The organism is Luteitalea pratensis (genome assembly GCF_001618865.1).
Classification (GTDB): Bacteria; Acidobacteriota; Vicinamibacteria; order Vicinamibacterales; family Vicinamibacteraceae; genus Luteitalea; species Luteitalea pratensis.
The window spans coordinates 5957921-5982457 of sequence record NZ_CP015136.1 but is presented as its reverse complement, the minus strand read 5'-3'; the positions used below and the strand labels follow the sequence as shown (position 1 = coordinate 5982457).

The 24537-nt window shown below is 68.5% G+C and carries 18 protein-coding genes and 2 tRNA genes; 16 read left to right on the top strand and 4 right to left on the bottom strand.

Annotation, left to right across the window (positions count from 1 at the left end; genetic code table 11):
* Window positions 1-557 precede the first annotated feature (557 nt).
* Complete coding sequence (locus LuPra_RS25140) at window positions 558-755, top strand: hypothetical protein (RefSeq protein ID WP_110173306.1); 198 nt, start codon at window positions 558-560, stop codon at window positions 753-755.
* Window positions 756-997: 242 nt separating this feature from the next.
* Here the strand turns inward: LuPra_RS25140 and LuPra_RS25135 are convergent, their stop codons facing one another.
* Window positions 998-2440, bottom strand: coding sequence for a sodium:solute symporter (locus LuPra_RS25135; protein ID WP_110173305.1), 1443 nt, complete (start codon window positions 2438-2440; stop codon window positions 998-1000).
* A gap of 133 nt (window positions 2441-2573) precedes the next feature.
* Here LuPra_RS25135 and LuPra_RS34005 point away from each other — a divergent pair, with 133 nt between their 5' ends.
* From LuPra_RS34005 to LuPra_RS25110, 6 genes are all read left to right on the top strand, one after another.
* Window positions 2574-2705 (top strand): hypothetical protein, encoded by a 132-nt coding sequence (locus LuPra_RS34005; RefSeq protein ID WP_257724473.1) that lies wholly within the window; start codon window positions 2574-2576, stop codon window positions 2703-2705.
* 2 nt (window positions 2706-2707) lie between these two features.
* On the top strand, window positions 2708-3715 hold the full coding sequence (locus tag LuPra_RS25130) for a bifunctional heptose 7-phosphate kinase/heptose 1-phosphate adenyltransferase (protein ID WP_110173304.1): 1008 nt from the start codon (window positions 2708-2710) through the stop codon (window positions 3713-3715).
* Window positions 3712-4194, top strand: a complete 483-nt coding sequence (locus tag LuPra_RS25125) for an adenylyltransferase/cytidyltransferase family protein (protein WP_237050674.1) — start codon at window positions 3712-3714, stop codon at window positions 4192-4194. The genes LuPra_RS25130 and LuPra_RS25125 overlap by 4 nt, the downstream gene beginning before the upstream one ends.
* A complete protein-coding gene (locus tag LuPra_RS25120) occupies window positions 4191-5219 on the top strand; it encodes a glycosyltransferase family 9 protein (RefSeq protein ID WP_110173303.1) in 1029 nt (342 codons plus the stop codon). Before LuPra_RS25125 ends, LuPra_RS25120 begins: the two co-directional genes overlap by 4 nt.
* Entirely contained in the window at window positions 5216-5746 is a 531-nt protein-coding gene (locus LuPra_RS25115; RefSeq protein WP_157899642.1) for a methyltransferase family protein, read from the top strand. The genes LuPra_RS25120 and LuPra_RS25115 overlap by 4 nt, the downstream gene beginning before the upstream one ends.
* Before the next feature lie 333 nt (window positions 5747-6079).
* Window positions 6080-9850, top strand: coding sequence for a TonB-dependent receptor (locus LuPra_RS25110; RefSeq protein ID WP_110173301.1), 3771 nt, complete (start codon window positions 6080-6082; stop codon window positions 9848-9850).
* A gap of 360 nt (window positions 9851-10210) precedes the next feature.
* Here the strand turns inward: LuPra_RS25110 and LuPra_RS25105 are convergent.
* A tRNA-Asp gene (locus LuPra_RS25105) sits at window positions 10211-10287 on the bottom strand.
* 76 nt (window positions 10288-10363) lie between these two features.
* Window positions 10364-10439, bottom strand: a tRNA-Val gene (locus tag LuPra_RS25100).
* A 334-nt stretch (window positions 10440-10773) separates the two neighbouring features.
* Between LuPra_RS25100 and LuPra_RS25095 the strand changes: the two genes are divergently transcribed.
* The gene (locus LuPra_RS25095) at window positions 10774-12243 is read left to right on the top strand and encodes a nitronate monooxygenase (protein ID WP_234800544.1); all 1470 of its coding nucleotides are present in this window, start codon (window positions 10774-10776) and stop codon (window positions 12241-12243) included.
* Window positions 12244-12320: 77 nt separating this feature from the next.
* Here the strand turns inward: LuPra_RS25095 and LuPra_RS25090 are convergent, their stop codons facing one another.
* Entirely contained in the window at window positions 12321-12851 is a 531-nt protein-coding gene (locus LuPra_RS25090; protein WP_157899641.1) for a DUF1697 domain-containing protein, read from the bottom strand.
* A 222-nt stretch (window positions 12852-13073) separates the two neighbouring features.
* Here LuPra_RS25090 and LuPra_RS25085 point away from each other — a divergent pair, with 222 nt between their 5' ends.
* The 8 genes from LuPra_RS25085 (at window position 13074) to glgX (ending at window position 24462) form a co-directional block, all read left to right on the top strand.
* Window positions 13074-13472 carry a BlaI/MecI/CopY family transcriptional regulator gene (locus LuPra_RS25085; protein ID WP_201792167.1) on the top strand — a complete coding sequence of 133 codons (399 nt, stop codon included), beginning with the start codon at window positions 13074-13076 and terminating at the stop codon, window positions 13470-13472.
* A 5-nt stretch (window positions 13473-13477) separates the two neighbouring features.
* Window positions 13478-15523, top strand: a complete 2046-nt coding sequence (locus tag LuPra_RS25080) for a M56 family metallopeptidase (protein WP_157899640.1) — start codon at window positions 13478-13480, stop codon at window positions 15521-15523.
* A gap of 14 nt (window positions 15524-15537) precedes the next feature.
* Window positions 15538-16644, top strand: coding sequence for a HEAT repeat domain-containing protein (locus tag LuPra_RS25075; protein ID WP_110173297.1), 1107 nt, complete (start codon window positions 15538-15540; stop codon window positions 16642-16644).
* Between the two features lie 17 nt (window positions 16645-16661).
* Window positions 16662-17138, top strand: coding sequence for a hypothetical protein (locus LuPra_RS25070; protein WP_110173296.1), 477 nt, complete (start codon window positions 16662-16664; stop codon window positions 17136-17138).
* Complete coding sequence (locus LuPra_RS25065; protein ID WP_157899639.1) at window positions 17135-17653, top strand: GNAT family N-acetyltransferase; 519 nt, start codon at window positions 17135-17137, stop codon at window positions 17651-17653. The genes LuPra_RS25070 and LuPra_RS25065 overlap by 4 nt, the downstream gene beginning before the upstream one ends.
* 114 nt (window positions 17654-17767) lie before the next feature.
* Window positions 17768-19252, top strand: a complete 1485-nt coding sequence (locus LuPra_RS25060) for a neutral/alkaline non-lysosomal ceramidase N-terminal domain-containing protein (RefSeq protein WP_110173294.1) — start codon at window positions 17768-17770, stop codon at window positions 19250-19252.
* Window positions 19253-19260: 8 nt separating this feature from the next.
* A complete protein-coding gene (locus tag LuPra_RS25055) occupies window positions 19261-22290 on the top strand; it encodes a PVC-type heme-binding CxxCH protein (RefSeq protein ID WP_110173293.1) in 3030 nt (1009 codons plus the stop codon).
* Window positions 22291-22365: 75 nt separating this feature from the next.
* Window positions 22366-24462, top strand: coding sequence for a glycogen debranching protein GlgX (gene glgX, locus LuPra_RS25050; protein WP_110173292.1), 2097 nt, complete (start codon window positions 22366-22368; stop codon window positions 24460-24462).
* Window positions 24463-24537 lie beyond the last annotated feature (75 nt).

Below are 24537 nucleotides of genomic sequence, written 5' to 3'. Positions count from 1 at the left end.
CGACGGCTACAGCACCGATGGCTCGGACACGGGCTCAATTCGAGGGCTACACACACACACACACACACTTCACTTGTTGAGGTGTTGAAGGCGTCAACTCCGAATGACATCCGTCAACGCCAGTTGACGTGTTCATGTGCAAGGATTGCCTGTTGAAGCATGTGTCGCCGTCGGGCGTGCTCGACGGAATGGGTGGACGAAGCAAGCGAATTTACCGAAGTGTAGCCGTCGAGCTTGCTCGACGGATCGATGATCTCGGCTGGCATCGGGCGTGCACTGCCCAGCGCGCATGCCGCCACGTCTGCGAGGCTGGGACTACCGCGGGGCAGGTGCCTACTTCATCACGGCATGTACCTATCGGCGTCGTCCGTATTTTGGCGTCGTCGATGGCGATTGCGTGTCGCTCTCGCCAATGGGTGGGCTCGCCCACGACTGTTTCGCGCGTGATTTCGCCGCCGGGCACTGCTCCATCCTGGAGGCGTCGGTCGTCATGCCGGACCACGTCCACCTGCTCGTGCAGCGAAACACGGCGGCTTTCGGGCCTGCGGCCGCTCGACATGCTCGTGCGCGACCTCAAGGCCAGGGTCACGCACGAGGCGCGGGCGAGGGCGCTCCTCGCATCGGGCGAACAGCTGTGGCAACGCGGGTATTTCGATCGCGTCGTTCGAACGCCGGAGGAGCACGATGCCTTGCGGGTTTACATCGAGACCAATCCGCTGCGGTGGAGCTTGCGTCGACAGCGTGCGTCGACCTGAAGGTCGACGCCTACGGCCGATCGCTCGTGTCGACCGCGCGTTGACCTGGCTAAAGGTCGACGCGTACGGCCGATCGTTCGTGTCGACCGCGCGTCGACCTGGCGAGAGTCGACGCCTACGATCGGTTGTAGCGGTCGACCGAAATCGGTTGTAGCTGTCGATTAAGTGGTTGTAGCTGTCGACCTTCAGGTCGACAGTCACCGCACATCCCCCGGACAGACGATTGCCGCCAGATCAGCGGCCTACGCCTGCGCTTTCCGAAGCGGTGCGGGCATCACGAGGCTCAGGGCGAGTGCCGCGAGCGCGGTCACGCTCGATCCGATGAAGGCGTACCAGGTCCAGGCGACCGGCGTCGCGGTCCAGATGTAGATCAGCGCCGCGAGACCCACACCCATGCCGCCGAGCATCGCCCCGGCGCTCACGCGGGTGGTGGCAAACCCCACGAGGAAGGCGCCGAGCACCGGGCCGGCCGTCAGCGACAGGATCGATAGGCCGGCGTCGAGCACCGAGCGGTCCATCCACTGGCAGCCCAGCGCCACGATCAACTGGACGATGCCCCAGCCGAGCGTGGCCCGATAGGACACGCGCATGATCGTCTGCTCGTCGGCCGTTTCGTTGACGTAGCGGAGATAGAAGTCGTTGACCGTCGTCGCGGCCATGGCGTTGATCGACGGCGACAGCGCGGCGGCGACGATCGCGGCGACGATGAAACCCGCCACGCCGCTCGGCAGCGTGTTGATCACGAACCGCGGCAGGATCTCGTCCGGCCGCCCGAGCACCGGCGCGGCCACCTGCTGGTAGTAGGTGAAGAGCATCACGCCGATGGCCAGGAACAGCCCGAACTGCAGCAGCACGAGCACGCCGCTCAGGATCAGGCCGCGCCCGGCATCACGCGCCGACGGCGCCGAGAGCAGGCGCTGGACCAGGAACTGGTCGGTGCCGTGGGTCGCCAGCGTCAGCGCGACGCCACCGATCAGGCCGGCCCAGAACGTGTAGATCTTCGTGAAGTCGAGCGAGAAGTCGAAGACGTCGAACTTGCCTGCGGCGCTACCGGCCGCCACCACCGCCCCCCAGCCCCCGTCGATGGCGTTGAGCAGCGCGAAGAAGATGATCAGCGCACCGGCAAGGTAGACAAACATCTGCACGACGTCGGTCCAGATGACGGCCGCGGACCCGCCGTACATCGTGTAGACGATCATCGCGGTGCCGAGCAGCACCACGGTCCACGGCACCGGAATCCCTGTCACCACCGCGATCACCAGCGCTGTCGTGAACAGCCGGATGCCGTCTGCAAGCGACCGCGTGAACAGGAAGATGGCCGCGCCGGCCGACCGCACGGCGGGGCCGAACCGCCATTCGAGCAGCTGGTACGACGTCATCAGGTCGCCGCGGAAGTAGGCCGGCAGGAACAGCGCGCTGACGATGACCCGGCCGATCACGTACCCGAGGGGCAGCTGCAGGAACGCCATGTTGCCGGTGTACGCGGCCGCCGGTACCCCGATGAAGGTGATGGTGCTGGTCTCGGTGGCGACGATGGTGAAGCAGATCGCCCACCACGGTACCGAGTGGCCGGTGAGGAAGTAATCCTTGCTGGACCGCTGGAAGCGGGCGAAGTAGGTGCCGAAGGCCGTCAGGGCCAGCACGTAGCCGGCGATCACCGCGTAATCCAGCCAGTTGAGGACCATGAAGTCGCGTCAGGTTACACGGAAATGCCGACAGGCTGGAATGCTGGAACGTCGAGGGCCGCGTGGCCCGCGCCTCTTGCGCACTCGACATTCCGGCATTAGGCATTTCCGCATTTCCCGGTACCATTCCCCCGTGATGTCTGCACCCGCGCCCGCGGTGTTCATGGACCGCGACGGCACCCTCATCGAGGAGGCCGTATATCCCGACAGCCTCGACCGCGTGACGTGCCCGGCCACGGGCTGGTTCCTCCGGCAGGGCCGGTAAGCATGCGCGAACGGCTGATCGACGCACTCGATGCCCTGGCGGGCCGCCGCACGGTGGTCGTCGGCGACATCGCCGCCGACGAGTTCCTCTACGGACGCGTCGCACGAGTCTCGCGAGAGGCGCCCGTCCTGATCCTCGAGTACGACACCACGTTGATCGTGCCTGGCGGTGCCGGCAATGCCGCCAACAACGTCGCTGCGCTCGGTGGCCGCACCAGCCTGTTCGGTTGTGTCGGGCGCGACGCCCAGGGGGCACGGCTCGTCGAGGCGCTCGCAGCGGCTGGAGTCGACGCGCGTGGCGTCGTGCGCGTGCGCGGTCACGTCACCACGACCAAGACGCGTGTGCTTGCCGGGGGCATCCACTCGGCCAAGCAGCAGGTGGTGCGCATCGACCGGAAGGGCGAACTGGTGGCGCCGCGGACGGTGCACGAGGCCTGGGGACGTCGTCTCGACGTCGCCCTCGCGTCTTGCGACGCGGTGCTGATCTCCGACTACGGTGGGGGAGTCGTCACGCCCGCGCTGGTACGACACGTGAAGCGGACGCTTCGCCTTCGCAAGGGCCGGCAGATCCCGATCCTCGTCGATTCGCGCTACGACCTGGGCCGCTACCAGGGCCTGACGGCGTCGACGCCCAACGAATCCGAGGTCGAAGCGATGCTCGGCGTGCGCATCGGGGACGACCGCAGGGTGCTCGAACGTGCCGGACGGACCGTCCTCCAGCAGACCAGGATGGCGGCGGTGCTCGTCACGCGCGGCAGCCGCGGCATGGCCTTGTTCGAGGCCGATCGGCCGACCGTGCACATCCCGATTGTCGGCTCCGACGAGATTGCCGACGTGACGGGCGCGGGCGACACCGTCATCGCCACCGTGACGCAGGCGCTCGCCTCGGGCGCCTCGTTCGAGGATGCGGCGCACCTGGCCAACTACGCGGGTGGCCTCGTGGTCATGAAGCGTGGCACCGCCACGGTGTCACGCGCCGAACTGCGCCTCGCCATCGAGGCGGACCGGTGATCGTGGCCCTCGAAGTGTTGCTGGCTGCCGCTGCCGATCACCGCCGGCAGGGCCACACGATTGCGCTCGCCAACGGCGTGTTCGACCTGCTGCACGTCGGACACCTGCGCTACCTGCAGGGTGCCGCGCAGCAAGCCGACATCCTGGTGGTCGCCGTCAATGACGACGCGGCGGTGCGAAAGCTGAAGGGCGCAGATCGGCCGATCGTCGGCGAGCGTGAACGTGCCGAACTGGTCGACGCCTTGCGCGGCGTGGACTACGTCACGCTCTTCGGCGATCTCACCGTCGGGCCGCTGCTCGAGGCGCTTCGGCCGGACGTCCACTGCAAGGGCACCGATTACAGGATCGAGACCGTGCCCGAACGTGCGATCGTCCAGGCCTACGGCGGCCGTACTGCCATCGTCGGCGATCCGAAGGACCACTCGACGCGCGACATCGTTGCGGCGATTGCGGACCGCGGCACGAGTCCCGAGCCGTGAGCCACGAGCCTGGTGCCGACCCTCCCGCACCGGCCGGGTCGTTCCTGATCGTGCGACTCGGCGCCCTCGGTGACGTCGTGCATGCGATTCCGGTGGTGGCGGCCCTCCGCGAGGCCCATCCCGGCGCTCGCATCGGGTGGATCGTGCACCCGCGGTTTGCGCCGCTGCTGCACCTGGTCGAGGGCCTGGATCACGTGTATCCGCTGGAACGCCGGAGCGGGGCGCACGCGATCCGTGATGTCCGGCGCGACCGGTACGATGTCTGCCTCGATCTGCAAGGCCTGATCAAATCGGCGGCGGTCGCGCGCTTCAGCGGCGCGCGGCGCGTGATCGGATTCTCGCGTCCGCTCCTGCGTGAGTCGGCGGCGGCGCTCGCCTACACCGAGAGCGGTGGTGACGGCGGCGGACACGTGATCGACAAGAACCTGTCGCTGCTCACGTTGCTCGGGGCGGACACGCGGGCGCGACGCTTCCCGCTGCGCATCCCGGAGACGCCCGTGGTGTCGTGCACGCGCGAGATTCTCGGGGTCGGCCGCGATGGGCCGTTCGCGCTGCTCAATCCCGGCGCGGCATGGCCGAACAAGCGCTGGCCCCCGGAGCGCTTCGGAGAGGTGGCGCGCCAGCTTCGGGAGCGCCTGGGGCTGCGCACCGCGGTCCTCTGGGGCCCCGACGAGGCGACCCTGGCGGCGGCGGTGGCGCGGGCGTCAGGAGATGCCGCACGCATGGCGCCGCAGACGACGATGGTAGAGATGCTCGCCCTGGCGCAGGCGTCCAGCGTGCTGGTGTCCGGCGACACGGGGCCGCTGCACCTTGCCGCTGCCGTCGGCACGCCGGTCGTCGGCTTGTACGGCCCGACCCCGCCCGGGCGCAACGGTCCCTGGGACCCGCGCGACACGGTCGTGTCGAGCCACGGGTCGTGCGCTTGCGTTTTCAAACGCCAGTGCACCGCGCGCACATGGTGCCTCGAGCAGGTGACGGCCGACGCCGTCACGGCTGCCGTGATCTCGCGCCTGGGGGCGGCATGACCGACACCGCGCCCGCCACCCCGTCGCCGCGCGCCGGCCTGGCCCGCTGGCGCGTACCGCTCGGGTTCGCCTCGGCGGCATTGGTGCTATGGCTGGCCCGACCGACGCCGCGCAGCCTCGAACTTGGCTTGTCGATCGCGTTGCTGGGGCAGGCGCTGCGGATCTGGGCGGCAGGCCACCTGGAGAAGAGTCGCGAGGTCACATCTTCCGGGCCCTACCGGTTCACGCGCCACCCCCTGTACCTGGGCTCGTCGCTGATGGGCCTGGGGCTCGCACTGGCCGCCAACCACTGGGCGGTCGGACTGCTGATCGCCGCCTACCTCGGCGTCACCCTCTGGCTGGCCATTCGCACGGAGGAGGCATACCTGCGCGCCAGCTTCGGCGATGCCTACGACCGCTACGCCGGTGGCGCCTTGCCGGCGGGCACGCGTCGCTTCAGCCTGGAACGCGCCATCCGCAACAAGGAGTACCGAGCGCCACTCGGTCTCCTGCTGATCAGCCTGTTCCTCCTCTGGCGCGCAGGCTAGGCGAAAGTCCGACACTCTACTTCGATAGTGCTGACCGTTGTAGCCGCCTCTACGCGGCCGCAGTTAGCGGATTTCGCGATCAGCTGGTCATGAAATGCATCAACTTTGGCTAACAAAGCGTCCATTTGGCGTCGTGGCTGCCTTGACTTTCGCTTGCCGCGCACGCATCCTGACGGACAATCCAGTTGAGGTGCCGACCTTCGCTGTGAAGGCGGTCCCGTCGACCTGGAGCGGCTCCCGCCGCAGGTCCGGTCGACTTTCATTCCTCGCGTTCGCGTCGCCTACTGACGTGCACGACGAGGTCTTTGCGGTTCTGCTTGCAGGAGGTGGATCGTGAGGCTTTCTCTCTCCGGGCTCGCGTCGAGCTTGCTGGCGGCGGCGGCGTTGTTGACGATGCCGCATGCCGTGTCGGCCCAGACCGGCACCGCGTCATTGTCGGGAACGGTCACCGACGCTCAGAAGAGCGCGGTCCCCGGTGCAACGGTCACGATCACGAGCGCGGCGACGGGCTTGTCGCGTGAAGCGGTCACGGGCGGCAATGGCGGCTACCAGTTCATCGCCCTGCCTCCGGGCGTCTACACATTGAAGGCCGAGTTGACCGGCTTCAAGACCAGCATCATCGAAAAGATCCAGTTGAGCACGGACACTTCGTCCCGCGTCGACGTCGCGCTGGCGGTGGGCGGGATAGAAGAGAGCGTGCAGGTGCTCGCCGAAGCACCGGCCATCAACACCACCGACGCAAGCCTCGGCAACGTGATCAAGGAATCCCAGATCATGGGCCTGCCTCTCGAGGCGCGCAACCCGGTCGGGTTGCTCTCCCTGCAGGCGGGCGTGGTCTACATCCCGCGCAACAACCCGGAGACCACGATGGACCCGCGGTACGGCTCGGTGAGCGGCGCACGCGCCGACCAGAGCAACGTGACGCTGGATGGCATCGACGTCAACGACGGCCAGAACCAGAGCGCGTTCACCTCGGTGCTGCGCCTCACGCTCGACTCCGTGCAGGAGTTCCGGGTGACCACGAGTTCGTACGGCGCCGATGGCGGTCGTTCGTCCGGCCCGCAGGTCTCGCTCATCACCAAGAGCGGGACCAACAGCCTTCGGGGCGCCGGCTATTACGCCAATCGCGACACGAGGTTCTCCTCGAACGAGTACTTCAACAAGTTGTCGCAGCTGAAGGCCGGCGGCGAGAGCGAGTCACCGCTGCTCAACAAGAACATCTACGGCGGCTCGGTCGGCGGCCCGATCCTGAGGGACCGCCTGTTCTACTTCGCCAATTTCGAGGCGCTGCGCGAGAAGCGCGAATCGGTCGTCGAGCGCTCGGTGCCCTCGGCGGCGATGCGCGACGGCGTGCTGACCTACCTGTGCGCGGTGGCCGCGGCCTGCCCTGGCGGCGCAGTGCAGGGCTTCACCAGCACCCACACCATTCCGGCCGGCCGGTATGGCATGAACCCGGCCGAGTTCAAGCGCGTCGATCCGACCGGCATCGGCGCCAGCACGCTCGCGGCGGAGTACTGGAAGCAGTTCCCGCTGCCGAACTACGACGGAACCGATGCCTTCAACATCATGGGCTACCGCTTCACCTCACTCGTCGAGAACGAGTTCAACACGGGCATCGCGCGTGGCGACTACCGGATCACCAATGCCCAGTCGCTCTTTGCGCGCTTCAACTCGCAGGACGACGCGCTCATCGGGACGCAGCAGTACCCCGGGCTCGCGCCCAACACCGCGCGCCAGGTGAAGAACTGGGGCTTTGCGAGCGGCCACGACTGGGTGCTCGGCTCCAACATGGTCAACACATTGCGCGTCGGCTACACCAAGATCGACGACGCGACGACCGGCTTGCAGACACAGAGCGCGACGACGTTCCGGTTCCTGGACAACTACGAGGCGCTGAGCTCGACCAACGGCCGTCAGCTCGGCACCTGGAACGTCACCAACGACTTCTCGTGGATCAAGGGCAATCACACCGTGAAGGTCGGCACCAACCTGCGGTTCCTGCGCAACGACACGTTCACCAACGCGAACTCGTTCTACAGCGGGTTGGCCAATGGCTCCTGGGCCGCTGGAGCCGGACGGCGCTACATGCCCGGTGGCACGTGTCCGGCTCCGGCCGACTGCTCCGGCCTGCCGGCAGTCGACTCGGGTAGCTTCGCGGCCTACGCCGACCCGTTCATGGACATGCTGGGCGCGATCACGCAGACGACGGCGCGCTACAACTACACGATCGACGGCGGCATCATCAGCGAGGGCACGGCGCTGCCGCGCCTGTACGTCGCCAACGAGTACGAGTTCTACGTGCAGGATCAGTGGCGTATTGGCGACAACTTCACGCTCACCGGGGGGCTTCGCTACAGCATGTTCCCGCCGGTGTACGAGGGGCGTGGCCAGCAGGTGGTGCCCAACCTCAACATGGCCGACTGGGTTGCGACGCGAGCAGCCAACATGCAGCTTGGCATCCCTTCGAGTGCGGACGCGACAATTTCGTTCATCCCGGCCGGGCCCGTCAACGACGGCCCCGACTGGTACCAGTACGACAAGAACAACTTCGCACCGCGCGCCAGCTTCGCGTGGTCGCTCAATCCGAAGACGACCGTCCGCGGCGGCTACTTCCTGGTCTACGACCGCATCGGCTCGGGTCTTGCCACTCAGTTCAACACCGCCGGATCGTTCGGACTGGCGTCGGTCTTGAGCAGCCCCGTCAACACGAACAACGAGACCAACCCGGCGATCCGTTACCAGGGAGTCAACGTCATTCCGGCGACCTATCCCGGTGCGCCGCCGGCCTCGTTCCCGGCCACGCCACCGCAGTTCTCGGGCACCATCACGTCGGCGATCGACCAGAACCTGCGCACGCCGTATTCGCACGCCTACAACCTGACGTTCAGCCGTGACCTCGGCCGCAACTACGCGGTCGATGTGGCCTACGTCGGTCGACAGGGGCGCAACCTCCTGATTCGGCGCGACGCGGCCATGCCCGCCAACTTCGTCGAACAGAAGTCGGGGATGGACTACTTCACGGCGGCCAGTCTGCTCATCACGGAAGCCAACCGCGTCGGGGCCACAAATGTGGCTCCCATCCCGTACTGGGAGAACCTGTTCCCGACCGCGGCCACCGGCGGCATGACGGCCACGCAGGTGATGGCCGGCCTGTTCATGGACAACGATCCCGACTGGATGACGGCACTCTGGTACGCCGATCAGAACTGCGATCCGGCGTGCCCGAGCACCGGTGATTTCTCGTTCTTCAACCAGCAGTACGACTCGCTGGCCGTGCAGAGCTCCATGGCCCGTTCAGGCTACAACTCGATGCAGCTCGCGTTGCGGCGGCGGTTGGCCGACGGGTACCAGTTCGACTTCAACTACACCTACGCCGTCGCGAAGGACCATGGATCGTCGGTGGAGCGCGGATCGAGCTTCGGCAACAACACAGGCTCGGGTGGCTACTCTGGCTTCCTCATCAACTCGTGGGATCCGGACCAGCAGTACTCCTACGCGGACTTCGACGTGCGTCACCAGATCAACGTCAACGGCCTGTACGAGCTGCCGTTCGGCCAGGGCAAGAAGTGGGCGACCAACGCCAACGGTTTCACCAACGCCCTGATCGGCGACTGGTCGATTGCCGGTATCTACCGTTGGACGAGCGGGTTCCCGTTCAACGTGCAGAACTGCCGTTCGTGCTGGGCGACGAACTGGAACCTGCAGGGCAACGCCGTGCTCGTCGATCCCAACAAGCTCCCCGAGACGGCGACCACGCGCAATGCCGTGGGCGGTCAGCCAAGCGCATGGGCTGACACGACTGCGGCAATCGCGGCTTTCCAGCGCGCAACGCCTGGGGAGTCCGGTGAGCGCAACATCTTTCGTGGTGATGGCTATTTCGGCATCGACGCGAGCATCGGTAAGGCGTTCCGCATGCCGTTCGGCCACCGGCTGATGTTCCGGTGGGACGTGTTCAACCTCACCAACACCGTGCGCTTCGACACGGCGACCGTCGACATGATCCCGGACCGAGCTGCAACGTTCGGCCGCTACAACGGCACGCTCGCCGGCTGCGACGGCGCCGCGAACCGCTGCATGCAGCTGAATCTGCGGTACGAATTCTGAAGAACGGGAACCGGGCAACGGAAAACGGGAACCGGGAACCGGGACAGCCCCGAAGGTAGGGCCGGCTCTCTCCTCCGGGTGCCGGGTACGGGGTACCGGGTAAACGCACAAGGCCTTCCGCTTGTAGCCGTCGAGCTTGCTCGACGGTCAGTGATGTTCCCGGACGATGGGGACGCCGCGTGTGAGCGCCGACCTGAAGGTCGGCGCCTGCGATCGTCGGCGGAGCCGTCGCACTTCGCCACACCGCGCGGCTGCTCCGCGACGACGTGTCTGGCTGCAGGCTCTCTCCAGCGGAGATGGACTGTAGGCGTCGACCTTCAGGTCGACGCGCGTCGATGATCGAGATGACGCTTGCGGGAGTGGCGGGGTCGACGGGGCTCGAACCCGCGGCCTCCGGCGTGACAGGCCGGCGCTCTAACCAACTGAGCTACGACCCCGCAAAATGTTGGTGTCCGAGTCCGCGTATCGTCGCCAAGACAGTCGAGGCGTTCGATGGGCCCCCAGCGCCAAGGTTGGTGGGCGGTACAGGACTCGAACCTGTGACAGCCGGTGTGTAAGACCGGTGCTCTACCAACTGAGCTAACCGCCCTCGCCATCCAGCCGTGCCGACGCTCGGTCCGCCTTCGCCAGGCTTCGGCGAGACAAGCGCCCGTGCCGCGTCACCTGCCCGCGACAACCCAACGAGTATACACGGCGCCCGACGATCCTCGTCAAGGGTTCGCTGCCAGCCGCGCCGCGCGCCGCCCCAGCCACGCCAGGATGGTGTCACCCCACGTCTCCGCCTGGCCGCCCCGCAGGGTCGCCACTGCGAACTTTCCCACGGCAGGCCGGGAACCTCCCCGGCGTGGCCCTGACTCGCCAGACGCGAGCGTGTCGTGACGGTGGCCGGCGTCCGGCTCTCAACTTGCACTACGAAGCCCACCGTGAACGTACACGTAGCGGCAGCGAAAGCGACGGACCGGGTGGTGACACACCCCGCAGTGATCCAGGGCGGCATGGGTGTGGCCATCTCCAACTGGCGCCTGGCGCGCGCGGTGTCGTCGGCTGGCGGCCTCGGCGTCGTGTCCGGCACGGCCCTGGATCAGGTCCTCGCTCGACGGCTGCAGGACGGAGATCCGGGCGGGCACATGCTGCGCGCCCTCGACGCGTTCCCGGTCCCGGCCATCGCCGCACGCATCCTTGACCGCTTCCTTGTCGAGGGTGGCAAGGGCGAACGGCGGTCCTACGCCACCCTGCCGATGCTCAGCCGCGAGGGCACCGTCGACCAGCAGGAACTCTGTGTCGTTGCCAATTTCGTCGAGGTCTGGCTGGCACGGGAAGGCCACGACCGGCCGGTCGGCATCAATTACCTCGAGAAGATCCAGATCCCGCACCTGCCCTCCATCTACGGAGCCCTCCTCGCCGGCGTGGACTACATCCTCATGGGCGCGGGCATTCCGTTGAAGATTCCCGGCGCCATCGACGCGCTCGCCGTGCACGCGGCGGCCACCTATCCGCTCACCATCACCGGCAGCGTGCCGGGCGACGACACCCTGCTGCGGTTCGATCCGGCCGACATCGTCGGCCAATGGCGACCGTTGTTGAAGCGTCCTGCGTTCCTTGCCATCGTCGGCTCGTCGACGCTGGCCCTGACGCTGCTGCGCAAGGCCAATGGCATCGTCGACGGCTTTGTCATCGAGGGCCCGACCGCGGGCGGCCACAACGCGCCGCCGCGCGGCAAGGTGCAGTTGAACGAGGACGGCGAGCCGATCTACGGCGACCGCGACAAGGTCGATCTCGCGGCCTTCCGCGAGTTCGGCGTGCCCTTCTGGCTGGCTGGCGGGTACGGAACGCCCGCCGGATTGCGCGCGGCGCTGACCCAGGGGGCCGCGGGCGTGCAGGTCGGCACGGCCTTCGCGTTGTGTGACGACTCCGGGATGCGGCCGGACTATCGCGCCGAGGTGCTCGCCGACATGCGCATGGCGGGCACACGCGTGCGGACCGATCCGCTCGCGTCTCCCACGGGATTCCCGTTCAAGGTTGCCGACGTCCCTGGCACGATCGCGAATCCGGACGTGTACGCGTCACGTCCACGGATCTGCGACCTCGGCTACCTGCGCGAGGCGTATCGTCGCGATGACGGCACGACCGGTTACCGCTGCGCGGCTGAACCCGTGTCGGTCTACGTGGCCAAGGGTGGCAACGCCGCCGATACGGACGGCCGCAAGTGCATCTGCAACGCGTTGATGGCCACCGCCGGCCATCCGCAGGTGCGCGCCGGCACGCACGTCGAACCGGGCATCGTCACCTCGGGCGACGCACTGGGCGAGGTGGCGCAGTTCCTCGCTCCAGGTGACGACGGCTACAGGGCCGAGGACGTCGTGCGGTTGCTTCTCGAACGACAGACACTTTGATGAACGCCGAACGCCGAACGCCGAACGCCGAACGCTGAACGCTGAACGGTGAACCGCGAACGCCGACGGCCGGCGCGCTAGCGCATCAACGCCTGCAGCTTCTGGACTGTCGTCCAGTTGCGTGTCGTGATCCACGGGCCGACGCGCGCGACGACTTCGCTGAGCACGCGGCTTTCCAGGATGCCGTCGGGCAGCCAGATGTACGCGGCGCGGCTGCCGACCGCGAGGGCTTCCGATCCCCAGTCGCGTGACGCGAGCTCGCGGACCGATTGCAGGCGATCGGTGTCCTGCACGAAGGCCACCAGCAGGCGCGAGGGGTTGTCGGCCTGCGTCAGCGAGTTCTCCTGCATCACCGCGTCTACCCACGCGGCGTCGACCACCACCACGTGCGGCCGGAATCCGGCGCGCGTCTCGATGGCGCTCTCGAGGCGTGCGGCCAGGCGCGGGAACGGTTGCTTCGCGCCCGCGAACACGACGTTGCCGCTATTGAGCAGGGTGCGCGGATCGGTGAAGCCTTCGGCCTTGACGAGTGCCCGGAGGTCAGCCATGGGCAGGCGTCGCGCCTTGCCGACGTTGATGCCGCGCACGAGTCCGGCGTACGTGATCATGAGAACAGTGCCTCGATCCTTGCGATGAGCAGGGGCTTCACCAGCTGGTGCGGGAAGGGCGGACACGGATCCTATACGGCCAGCGCCGCCTGTGCGAGTCGTGGTCCCGGGAACGCTCCGTGCGGTTCGTCCCAGCCGCATGCCGGGACGGCTTGACACCGCAGACGGTCGCTGCTAATTTTCCACCACTGCTGGTTTTTTAGCACACACGAGGGACTGCCTGTGAACAAGACAACCGCCCCGGGACACCTGGATGTCAGTCGTCGCGAGCGCCAGATTCTGGACGTCCTGTTCGCTCGCGGCCGGTCGACGGCCGCCGACGTGCAGGCGGCACTGCTCGATCCGCCGAGCTACTCGGCCGTACGGGCCCTGCTGCGTATCCTCGAGACCAAGGGCCTGATCCACCACGAGCAGGACGGGCCGCGATACGTCTACGTGACCGCGGTGCCGCGCGACACCGCCAAGCGGTCGGCGCTGCGCCACCTCTTGCGGACCTTCTTCGACGACTCCACCGAGGATGCAGTTGCGGCTCTTCTCGACGGCGATGCCACGGCGCTGGCCCCGGACCAGTTGGACCGCCTCCAGGCCCTGATCGACGCGCACAGGTCGCGACCGGAGTGACGCTCATGATGCTGGAACTGCTCGTGAAGGCGACGCTGGTGCTCGGCGTCGCGGCGCTGTTCGGAGCGGTGAGCCGCGGGCGGGCGGCCGCCTCGACCCGTCACGCGGCCTGGGTCGCGGCCCTCGTCGGCGCCGTGCTGGTGCCGGTGCTGGGCGCGTCGCTCCCGGCCATTCGCCTGCCCCTGCTGCCGGCGGAGTTGCGCGCCCTTCCAGCCCCATCGCCTGTGGCGCCGGTGGCAAGCCTGGTCGAGGACGACAGTGCCGACGCGTCAGCGATCGCGCACACGATGCCGTCGCGTCGCCATGTGCCGCAACACGCCGCCGCCAGTGCCGCCACGGCTGACGACACGCGCGCTTTGCTCCGGCAGGTCCGTGACGCGGTGGCGGCCCTGCCCTGGCTGGCCGTGATCTGGGCGCTTGGCGCCTTCCTCGTCCTGGCGCGACTTGTGGCGTCACGAGTGGCCGCGGCAAGGCTCACCCGAAACCGCGTGCCCGGGCGCAAGCCGTGGCTCGGCCTGGCGCGTCGTCTCGCGCGATTGATGCGCGTGCCTCGCCGCGTGCGCTTCCTGCGCTCGGATCGCGTGTCCATGCCGATCGCATGCGGCGTGCTGCGGCCTGCCGTGGTGCTGCCGGTCGAAGCCGACGACTGGCAGGACGCGCGGGTCCGCGCCGTCCTGCTCCACGAACTTGCGCACGTGCGACGTCGCGACTGCCTCACGCAACTCATCGTCGACGCCGCGGTGGCGCTGCTGTGGTTCCACCCGCTGGCGTGGGTGGGGCGCCGCGCGGTTCGACGCGAACGCGAGCGTGCCTGTGACGATCTCGTGCTGGTTGCCGGCACCGATGCCCCCGAATACGCCACCCATCTGCTCGACGTCGCGCGCGCCGCGCAGGGGCAGCCGTCAGGACTCGTGATGTCCGGAGGTGTCGCGATGGCGCGCGCCTCGGAACTGGAAGGACGACTCATGGCCATTCTCGACACCACCCGCGCGCGCCACGCGCTCACCGCGCGCGCCCTCGCCACCGTCTTCATGGTCACGCTGGCCATCGTGGCACCGACGTCGGCACTCGATTTCTGGCATGCACCAGGTGCGACAGCGCGCGCCGTCCTGGCCCCGCCCGTGGGCCGGCCCGCGCCGCTACCGCGCCCCGCGCCGCCTCCTGCCGCCATCGCACGCGAGGCGCGACACGAGGCCGCCACGTCGGCCGCCGCACAGGCTGAACCTCCTGCAGCTGCACAGGCCAGCCCCGCCGTGGCACCTGTAGCGGCGCCGCCGGCACAGGACGGGCCGGCGCCCATGCCGATGCCAACACCGACGCCGACACCGTCAGCGAGGCCCGTAATCGCGCCGATGGCGCCAATGCCCGGTATCCCGGGACCGAAGCCCGGCGTTCGCGGCGGTGTCCAGGGTGGCGTGCCGGGTGGCGTCATCGCACCGCCGGCCAAGGCCGGACCGGAGAAGCCACGCCAGCCTGCCGATCCGACGATCATCGCGGCACTCACCGAGGCGCTCAAGGACAGCGACCTGGAGGTGCGGCAGCAGGCCCTCTTCACCCTGGGCCGTTACGGCGACCCCTCGTCGCTCGACGCGATGATCGGCGCCCTCGGCGATGCCGACGCGGAGATGCGACAGCAGGCGGCGTTTGCGCTGAGCCGGTACGACTCGCCCCGTGCCCGCCAGGCCCTCGCGGGGGCGTTGAAGGACCGTGCCGCCGAGGTCCGCCAGCAGGCCGCGTTTGCGCTCGGCGCCCTGCGCGCGAAGGAGTCGGTCGATCCGCTGCTTGGCGCACTCGCCGACACCGACCCCGAGGTGCGCGGCCAGGCAGCCTTCGCGCTCGCGCAGATTCGCGATCCGCGCGCGGCCGATGCCCTGATGGTGGCGGCCAAGGACAGCAATGCCGAGGTTCGCACCCAGGCCTTCTTCGGACTCGCCCAGCTCGGCGATCCGCGTGCCAAGGATCTGGCGATCGCCGCACTGAAGGACGAGAGCCCGGAGGTTCGCCGGGTTGCCGCGATGGCGCTCGCGAACCTGGTCGATCACGACGAGTAAGCGAGAGCGAATAGATGAAGAGAGGCGCGATCTCCCTGACGTGGGTGTTGTTGCTGGCCGGCATGCCCGGACAGGCCCTGGCGCAGTCGTCCGCGACGTCACCGCTGGCGGTGTGGCGCAGCCTGGATGTCGAGGTCCTGGTGGAGCGTGCACGCGCCCTCGATCCGGAGACGCGCACTCGCGCGGCCTGTGCCTTGCGCGAGCGCCGCACCGTGCCGCCTGCGGGCATCGCGGCGCTGGTTGCACTGCTGCCCGATGACACGACCGTGCCCGTGACGGTCTGCCAGGCCGAAGGCGACCTCGACCGGTACGGCATTCCGCGGACGACGTCACCGGGACGGGAAGCCGCACACGCGCTGGCCGAGGCCGGCGCCGTGGCCTTCGATCCGCTCGCCCTGGCACTCGAACACACCAGCCCTGTCGCGCGCAGGAATGCGGCGCTGGGGCTCGGTATGCTGGATGACGCCCGTGCTGTGCCGCCATTGATCGCGCATCTCGCGGATCAGGACGGACCCGTCCGCGCCCAGGTGGCCTGGGCCCTCGGCGCCATCGACGACGCACGCGCAGTACCGCCGCTCATCGCCAGCCTCGCCGACCGCGACGGGGCGGTGCGTGAGAAGGTGGCCTGGTCGCTCGGTGCGCTCGACGACGCGCGAGCTGTCGAACCGCTGTCGCGGGCCATCTCCGATGTCGAACCGAGGGTGCGTCAACAGGTGGCGTGGGCCCTCGGCGCCATCGGGGACGCGCGCGCCGTCGCGGCGCTGGCCTCGGTGATCGGCGACGCACAGCCGGAGGTGCGTAAACAGGCAGCCTGGGCGCTTGGTGCCGTCGGCGATCCCGGCGGCGTGGACGCGTTGTCGCGGGCGTTGGAAGACACGCAACCCGACGTGCGAAAGCAGGCGGCGTGGGGGCAGGGAGCCATTGGCGATGCCCGCGCGGTGCCCGCACTGCTGCGCGTGCTGCAGGATCCGCAGCCCGCGGTGCGCCGCCAGGCCGCGTGGGCCCTTGGCGCGATTGGCGACCGGCGCGCCACTCCCGCGCTCACGACGGCGCTCCACGACGAGGACCGTCAGGTGCGCAAGCACGCCGCGTGGGCACTGGGACAGGTGGGCGGTCGCTGACGTACCATGCCCGGAGCATGGCCGCCCTCTACCCGATCGTCCTGTTCCTGCACAGCCTCACCCGCTGGGTCGTCGTCCTCGGCGCAATCTGGTTGATCGTCGCGGCGCTGTCGTCGCTCGGAAGGACGAGTTCAGTCGAAACCTCGCCCGTACGCGTTCCCTGGCGCGTGTACATGGGTGGCCTGCACCTGCAGTTCCTGCTCGGTGTGATCCTGCTCCTGGTCAGTCCGCTCGCCCTGGCGGCCTGGGCCGACCTCGGAGCGGCGATGAAAGTGCGGCCGATGCGCTTCTTCGCGATCGAGCACACGACGATGATGGTGGTGGCGATCGTCGTGGCCCAGATGGGCGCGGTCCGGGCACGCAAGGCCAGGGACGCGGCCGGCGCGGCGCGTACGACGCTCACGTTCGCGGGCCTCTCATTAGTCGTGATTCTCGTGGCGATTCCATGGCCGTTCCTCGGCCAGATCGCTCGCCCCCTGCTGCGCGCCTGGTGACCTGCGTCGTCCGGCCCGGAGCGATCGCCGATGCCGAGCGCCTCGCGGCGTTCGGCCATCGCGTGTTCGCCGCCACCTTCGCGGCCGACAACGACCCCGCACAACTGGCCCGCTACGTCGACGCTGCATACACGCCGGCGGTACAGGCCGCAGAGCTCGCCGATGCGGCGATCGCGACGTGGCTGGCCTGCGATGCCGACGACCGATTGCTCGGCTTCGCGCAGGTGCGTCTGGGGCCGGCGCCGGCCAGCGTCACCGGTCCTTCGCCACTCGAGCTCTGGCGCTTGTACGTCGACCACGAGTGGCATGGTCGCGGCGTCGCAGCGGACCTGATGCAGACGGTGTGCGAACACGCCGCTCGCGAGCGAGCGGGCGTGCTGTGGCTCGGTGTGTGGGAGCGCAACCCGCGCGCGCAGGCGTTCTATCGCAAGCACGGTTTCGTGCCCATCGGCGCGCACGTGTTCATGTTCGGCACCGAGGAGCAGACCGACCAGATCTGGGTCCGCGCGTTGTAGGCGTCGACCTGACTTGTCCACCGTAGCCTTGGCGAAGGTGGAACGTCGACGGCTACCGACTCCGGCGGAGCCGTAGGGGTCGCCATCGGCCGCTGCTGCAGTAGACTCCGCGCGATGACGTTCCGACACGTGCGACTCGGCATCGTCGCTGCGCTGATGGTCACGTGCCTGCCGACCGGCGCGATGGCGCAGGCCGCCGCGGCGCGGCTGCAGGCCGGAGCCGCGACTGCCAACATCACGCCGCCGCTCGGCGCCCCGATCGTCGGCGGCTGGGCGCCGTTTCCTGCCACGTACATTCACGACGAGTTGCACGCGCGCGCCCTGGTGCTCGACGACGGCACGTCGAGGGTGGCCATCGTTGTCGTGGACAGCCTCGGAGTGCCGCGGTACGTCCTCGACCACGCCAAGCGCGTCGCCGCCGAGCACACGGGTATCGCCGTCGATCGCATCCTGGTCAGTGCCACCCACACCCATTCGGCCTCTTCCGCCCTGGGGGAACGCTGGTCGCCAGCCGACTACGACCTTGCGCCGACGCTCGACGCGTACCAGTCCTTCCTGGCCACACGCATCGCCGACGTGATTCGCGGCGCGGCGGCCAACCTGCAGCCGGCTCAGATCGCGTGGGGACGCGGCGCGCTCCCCGACGAGGTCTTCAACCGGCGCTGGTTCATGAAGCCGGGTCCACACCTCGCCAACCCCTTCGGCGGCACCGATCGGGTGCAGATGAACCCCGCGGTGGGGAGCCCCGATCTCGTGGAGCCCGCTGGCCCGACCGATCCGGAGATCGCGTTCGTCGCCGTCCGTCGTGCCGGTGCCACAGCGCCCCTGGCCGTGCTGGCCAACTACTCGCTGCACTACGTCGGCGGCGTGCCGCAGGGGCACGTGTCGGCGGACTACTACGGCGCCTTCGCACGGACGCTGTCGCGACTGGTGGGCGCCGATCGTGCCGACCCGGGTCTCGTGGCGATGCTCTCGAACGGGACGAGCGGCGACATCAACAACATCGACGTGCGCGGAGGTCAGGAGCGGCTGCCGCCCTACGAGCGGATGGAGCGCGTCGCCGCACGGGTCGCGGCGGTCGTGTACCAGGGACTGCAGCCACTCGCCTGGCGCGATCACGTGACCCTGGCAGCCACGCAACGCGCCGTGACGCTGCAGCGCCGGTCCGTCACCCCGGAGATGCAGGCGTGGGCCCGCGAGGCGCTGGCGCGTCCGGTCGATGCGCCACGGCACCCGCGCGAGCGCATCTACGCCGAACGCATCCTGGGCAGCGCCGGCGCGCCACCGAATCTCGAGGTGTTGCTGCAGGCATTCCGCATCGGCGATCTCGCCATCACCACGTTTCCATTCGAGGTGTTTGCCGAGATCGGGCTCGAGATCAAGAAGAGGAGCCCGTTCCCGCAGACGTTCACCACGTCCCTTGCCAACGGCTCGGAAGGGTACCTGCCGACCAAACGCCAGCATGCGTTCGGTGGCTACGAGGCGTGGCTGGGCACCAACCGCGTCGAACTCGATGCGGCACGCATCATGACCGACGCCTTGCTCGAGATGCTGGCGGGTCTCTCGGCCTCGCAGCCAGCACGGGCTGCTGTACGGTGAATCGTGCAATGCGAATGCGATCGTTTGCGACGGCACTGCTCGTGCTGGCAGGCGTGTCGCTCACGACGTCGATCAGGATGCAGGCCGGCCATCAACAGGAGCCGACTCGGCGTCGCGGCGACGATCGACGCGCACTCTCTCCGGCCGATGCACTGCGCAGCTTCGTGCTCGAGCCAGGCTATCGCATCGATCTCGTCGCGGCCGAGCCGCTCGTGCAGGATCCCGTCGCGATTGCGTTCGACGAGCACGGCCGGCTCTTCGTCGCGGAGAACCGCGGCTACCCCGATCCCCTCGAGGGGCAGCCCCCGGAACCGGCCCGCGGTGTCATCGCGCTGCTGACCGACACCGATCAGGATGGTCGCTACGACGCCCGTTCGGACTTTGCCACGGGCCTGACGTATCCCAATGGCCTGATGGTGTGGGACGAGGGCGTCTTCGTGACGATGGCGCCCGACCTGCTGTACCTGAAAGACACCAACGGGGACGGAGTCGCCGACGAGCGGCGGGTCGTGCTGACGGGGTTCAGCGCCACCCGCACCGCGCAGATTCGCTTCAGTCATCCCACGCTCGGCCCCGATGGCTGGATCTACTTCACGAGTGGCCTCAACGGCGGCACGGTCACCTCGCCGGACCACCCGGAGCGGCCACCGGTCGTGTTCTCGTCGAGCGACTCGCGCTATCACCCGCGGACGGGCGCGTTCGAACTCGTCGGCGGGCAGGGGCAGTACGGGTTGACCTTCGACGACGAGGGAAGGCGTTTCATCTGCGCGAATCGCCACCCGGTGTGGCATGTCGTGCTCGAGCCCGCACAGTTGCAGCGCAACCCGGACCTCGCCTTCTCGGACACCGTGCAGGAAGTCTCGAAGGTCGGTGCCGAGGCCGTCGTGTGGCCACTCACGCGCGATCTCACCACCGCGTCCTTCCATCCGACCCTGATCAACACGCCCCATGCGGGCACGTTCACGTCGGCGAGTGGCGTGCACATCCACCGCGGCGACGCACTGCCGGAGGGGCACGCGGGCAGCGTGTTCATCGCCGAGTCCGCACAGAACCTGGTGCAGCGGCAGGTGCGGGAATCGGCCGGCGTCACGTTCCGCTCGACGCCGGCGCGCACCGGCGTCGAGTTCCTCGCCTCGCAAGACAGCTGGTTCAGGCCCGTGCAACTCGCCGACGGCCCAGACGGCGCGCTCTACGTGGTCGACATGTACCGCAAGGACATCGACCATCCGGCCTACGTGCCCGAGGAGAGTCGTCGTCTCTTCGACTTCACGGCGGGTCGCGGCATGGGGCGCATCTATCGCGTCGCGGCGCGCGACCGCGCGCCCGGCGGGGACACGTCCTTGCTCGCGACAGCGTCGACCGCCCGACTCGTGGCGACGCTCGGCCACCGCAATGCGTGGCGGCGGGAGACGGCGCAGCGGTTGCTCGTCGAGCGGCACGCGGTGGGCGCCGAGACGGGCTTGCGCGCCGGGGCCGCCGGTGACACCGCGTTGGCCCGCCTGCACGCGCTGTGGACACTCGACGCCCTTGATCTCTTGCGTCCGGCGGATGTCCGGACGGCCTTGGGCGACGCGTCGCCTGGCGTCCGTGAGAACGCGGTGCGGTTGACGGAACGCCATCTCCGTACCTGGCCGGAGCTGATTGATCCACTGCTCGCCCTGGTCGACGACGGCGACGCGCGGGTGCGCCTGCACGTCGCACTCGCGCTCGGAGGATCCGATGACGCTCGCACCGTCGTCGCGCTGGCATCGATCGCCCGACGGGACGGTGCCGATCGCTGGGTGCGCGCAGCCGTATTCAGTGGACTGCGGGGGCGGGCGGCGGCGTTGCTCGAGGCATTCCAGTCGTCGACGACGGCGCCAGCCGGCATCGCGGCGAGGGCGGGCGTAATGCAGGATCTCGGGCGTCTCTACGGCGCCACCGAGTCACCCGAACGCTGCGTCGCGCTGATCGCCGCCATCGCCGATCCGAGCGCCGAGTTGTCGTGGCAGCCCGCGGCGCTGGCCGGCCTGGCCGAGGGCCTGCGCGCGCGTGCCGCCGTCGCGTCAGCCGCGTCAGGAGCGACCGGCGTCCGCGACGAGTCGGCCCTGATGGCGCTCGTGTCGGCAGACCAGCCCGACGCGCGCGCGGCGCGGGCACGTCTCGACATCCAGATGGCACGCGCGGCCGCGCTCGCGGTGATCGAGGAGGCGCCGATGGAGCAGCGTCTGCCGGCAATCGAGTTGCTGGCGCATGGCGACGCAGCCTCGGCCAGTGCACCGCTGCTGCAGTTGCTGGCGCCGGCGCGCCCGGCAGTCGTGCAGGTCGCAGCGGTGCGCGCGCTGACGCGGATGCACGGCATCACCGCGGCAGCGAACCTGCTGGAACCGGCGCGCTGGCAGGCGTATACCCCGCGGGTGCGCGACGCAGTGCTCACGGCGATGATCGCCGAGGATCGCCTCGTGAACGTCCTGCTCGACGCGGTGGCACGCAACGACGTCAGTCCTGCAGCGATCGGCGCGGCGCGTGCACGACGCCTCGTCACTCATCGTGACCCGCGAATCAGTGTGCGCGCGCGGACCTTGCTGGCCGGGCTCGACGCGGCGGGCGGCCTGCCGGTGTTCCAGCGGGCCAGGACCGAGGTCCTGAACCGTTCGGGGGTGCCGTCGCGCGGCCGGCAGCAGTTCGCGGCACAGTGCGTCGCGTGTCACACGTTCGGCAGCGGCGGCGGTCGCGTCGGTCCGGACCTGAGTGGCATCCGCAACCAGCCTGCCGACACGATCCTGCTGCACATCCTTGTGCCCGACTACGAGATCACGCCTGGTTACGAGTCCTATGCCGTGCAGACGCGTGACGGCCGGACGCTCACCGGACGGCTGGAATCGGAGACGGCGGGAAGCCTGACGATCAGGGACGCAGCCGGAGAGGCACACACCGTGCTCCGGACCGACGTCGCGTCGCTGGCCGCCGCGCAGGGGTCGCTGATGCCTGCGACGTTCCACGAGGTGCTGTCCTCGCAGGACCTTGCCGATCTGATTGCCTACCTCAAGGCGCCGTGAACGCCACCTCGACCGTGTCATTTCTGTAAGCAGACGCTCGCCGATCCGGAGCGCTGGCTGCTACGCTGGGACGGCATGGAGATCTGGCCGGGGCGTGCGTATCCATTCGGGGCGGTGTACGACGGAGCCGGCACCAATTTCTCGTTGTTCTCGGAAGCGGCACATCGCGTCGACCTCTGCCTGTTCGACGAGTCGGGCGTCGAGACGTGCCTGCCCCTGCCCGAGGTCACCGCCTATTGCTGGCACGGCTACGTGCCTGGCGTCGGGCCGGGTACGCCGTACGGCTTTCGCGTCCATGGCCCGTACGATCCGGGCCGTGGCCACTGGTGCCATCCGAGCAAGCTGCTGCTGGATCCCTACGCGCGCGCCATCGAGGGGCAGGTGCGTTGGAACGAGGCTGTCTTCCCGTATCGCTTCGGCAACAGGCAGGGCCCCGTCAACGACGATGATTCGGCGCCCTACATGCCGCGCTCGATCGTCGTCGATCCCGAGTTCGACTGGGGCAACGACCGGCTGCCGCGCACGCCCCTGCACAAGACCATGATCTACGAGGCCCACGTCAGGGGCCTCACGATGCGACATCCGGCCGTGCCGTCAGAGCTGCGCGGCAAGTACCTGGGCATCGCGCACCCGGCCATCATCGAGTACCTGCTGGCCCTCGGCGTGACCGCCATCGAGTTGCAGCCGGTCCATCAGTTCGTGCACGACTCGCTGCTCATCGAGAAGGGCCTGCGGAACTACTGGGGCTACAACTCGATCGGGTTCCTGGCGCCCCACAACGAGTACGGCACCAGCGAGCGTGGCGCGCAGGTGATCGAGTTCAAGCAGATGGTCAGGACGCTGCACGCGGCCGGCATCGAGGTGATTCTCGACGTCGTCTACAACCACACAGCGGAAGGGAACCATCTCGGTCCGTCGCTGTCGTTCAAGGGTATCGACAATGCCGCGTACTACCGCCTGGTCGCCGACCAGCCCCTGTACTACATGGACTACACGGGCACCGGCAACAGCCTGAACATGCGTCACCCGCACGTCCTGCAGTTGCTGATGGACTCGCTGCGCTACTGGGTGACCGACATGCACGTGGATGGCTTCCGCTTCGACCTGGCGGCCACCCTGGCGCGCGGACTGCACGACGTCGATCGGCTGTCGGCATTTTTCGACCTGATCCAGCAGGACCCGGTGGTGTGCCAGGCCAAGCTCATCGCCGAGCCGTGGGACGTCGGGCAGGGCGGCTACCAGGTCGGCAACTTCCCGCCGTTGTGGTGCGAGTGGAACGGCAAATACCGCGATTGCGTGCGCGACTACTGGCGCAGCCAGGACCAGACGCTCGGTGAGTTCGCCTATCGCTTCACCGGCAGCAGCGACCTGTACGAGGGCACGGGACGGCGTCCGTACGCGAGCATCAACTTCGTCACCGCCCACGACGGCTTCACCCTGGCGGACCTGGTCTCGTTCAACGACAAGCACAACGAGGCCAACGGCGAGGACAACCGCGACGGCGAGAGCCACAACCGCTCGTGGAACTGCGGCGTCGAAGGGCCGAGCGACGATCCGCAGGTCACGGCGTTGCGGGCGCGGCAGCGGCGGAACTTCCTGGCAACGCTCTTCCTCTCGCAGGGCATCCCGATGCTGCTCTCCGGCGACGAGTGCGGGCGATCGCAGGGCGGCAACAACAACGTCTACTGCCAGGACAACGAGACCAGCTGGCTGGACTGGGACGCCATGGACGAGGCGATGCTCGCTTTCACCCGCAAGCTGATCACGTTCCGCAGCGCGCACCCGGTGTTCCGCCGCCGCAAGTGGTTCCAGGGCCTGGAACTGCATGGCCTGGCCGACATCGAGTGGTTCGCACCCAACGGCCGGGCGATGAACTCGAGGGACTGGGGCGCCGGCCACAACAAGTCGTTCTCGGTGTTCCTGAACGGGGAGGCGATTCCGAGCCGCGGGCCGCGCGGCGAGCGAGTCGTGGACGACAGCTTCCTGGTGATGTTCAACGCGCACTACGACGCGCTGCGCTTCACGCCGCCTGACGAGGCGTTCGGGCGGCAGTGGAGCACCGCCGTGGACACCACACATGCGTACGTCGGCCTGGCCAAGCGAATCTTCCGCCACACGAGCCGGATCAAGCTCGAGGGGCGCAGTCTGCTGGTCCTGCAGCGCAGAGAGTAGGAAGGGCCGCGCTCGGAGAGCGGGCCCTACCGTGCGAGCGTTCAGGTAGGGCGGTTCTCCGAACCCGGCCCGCAG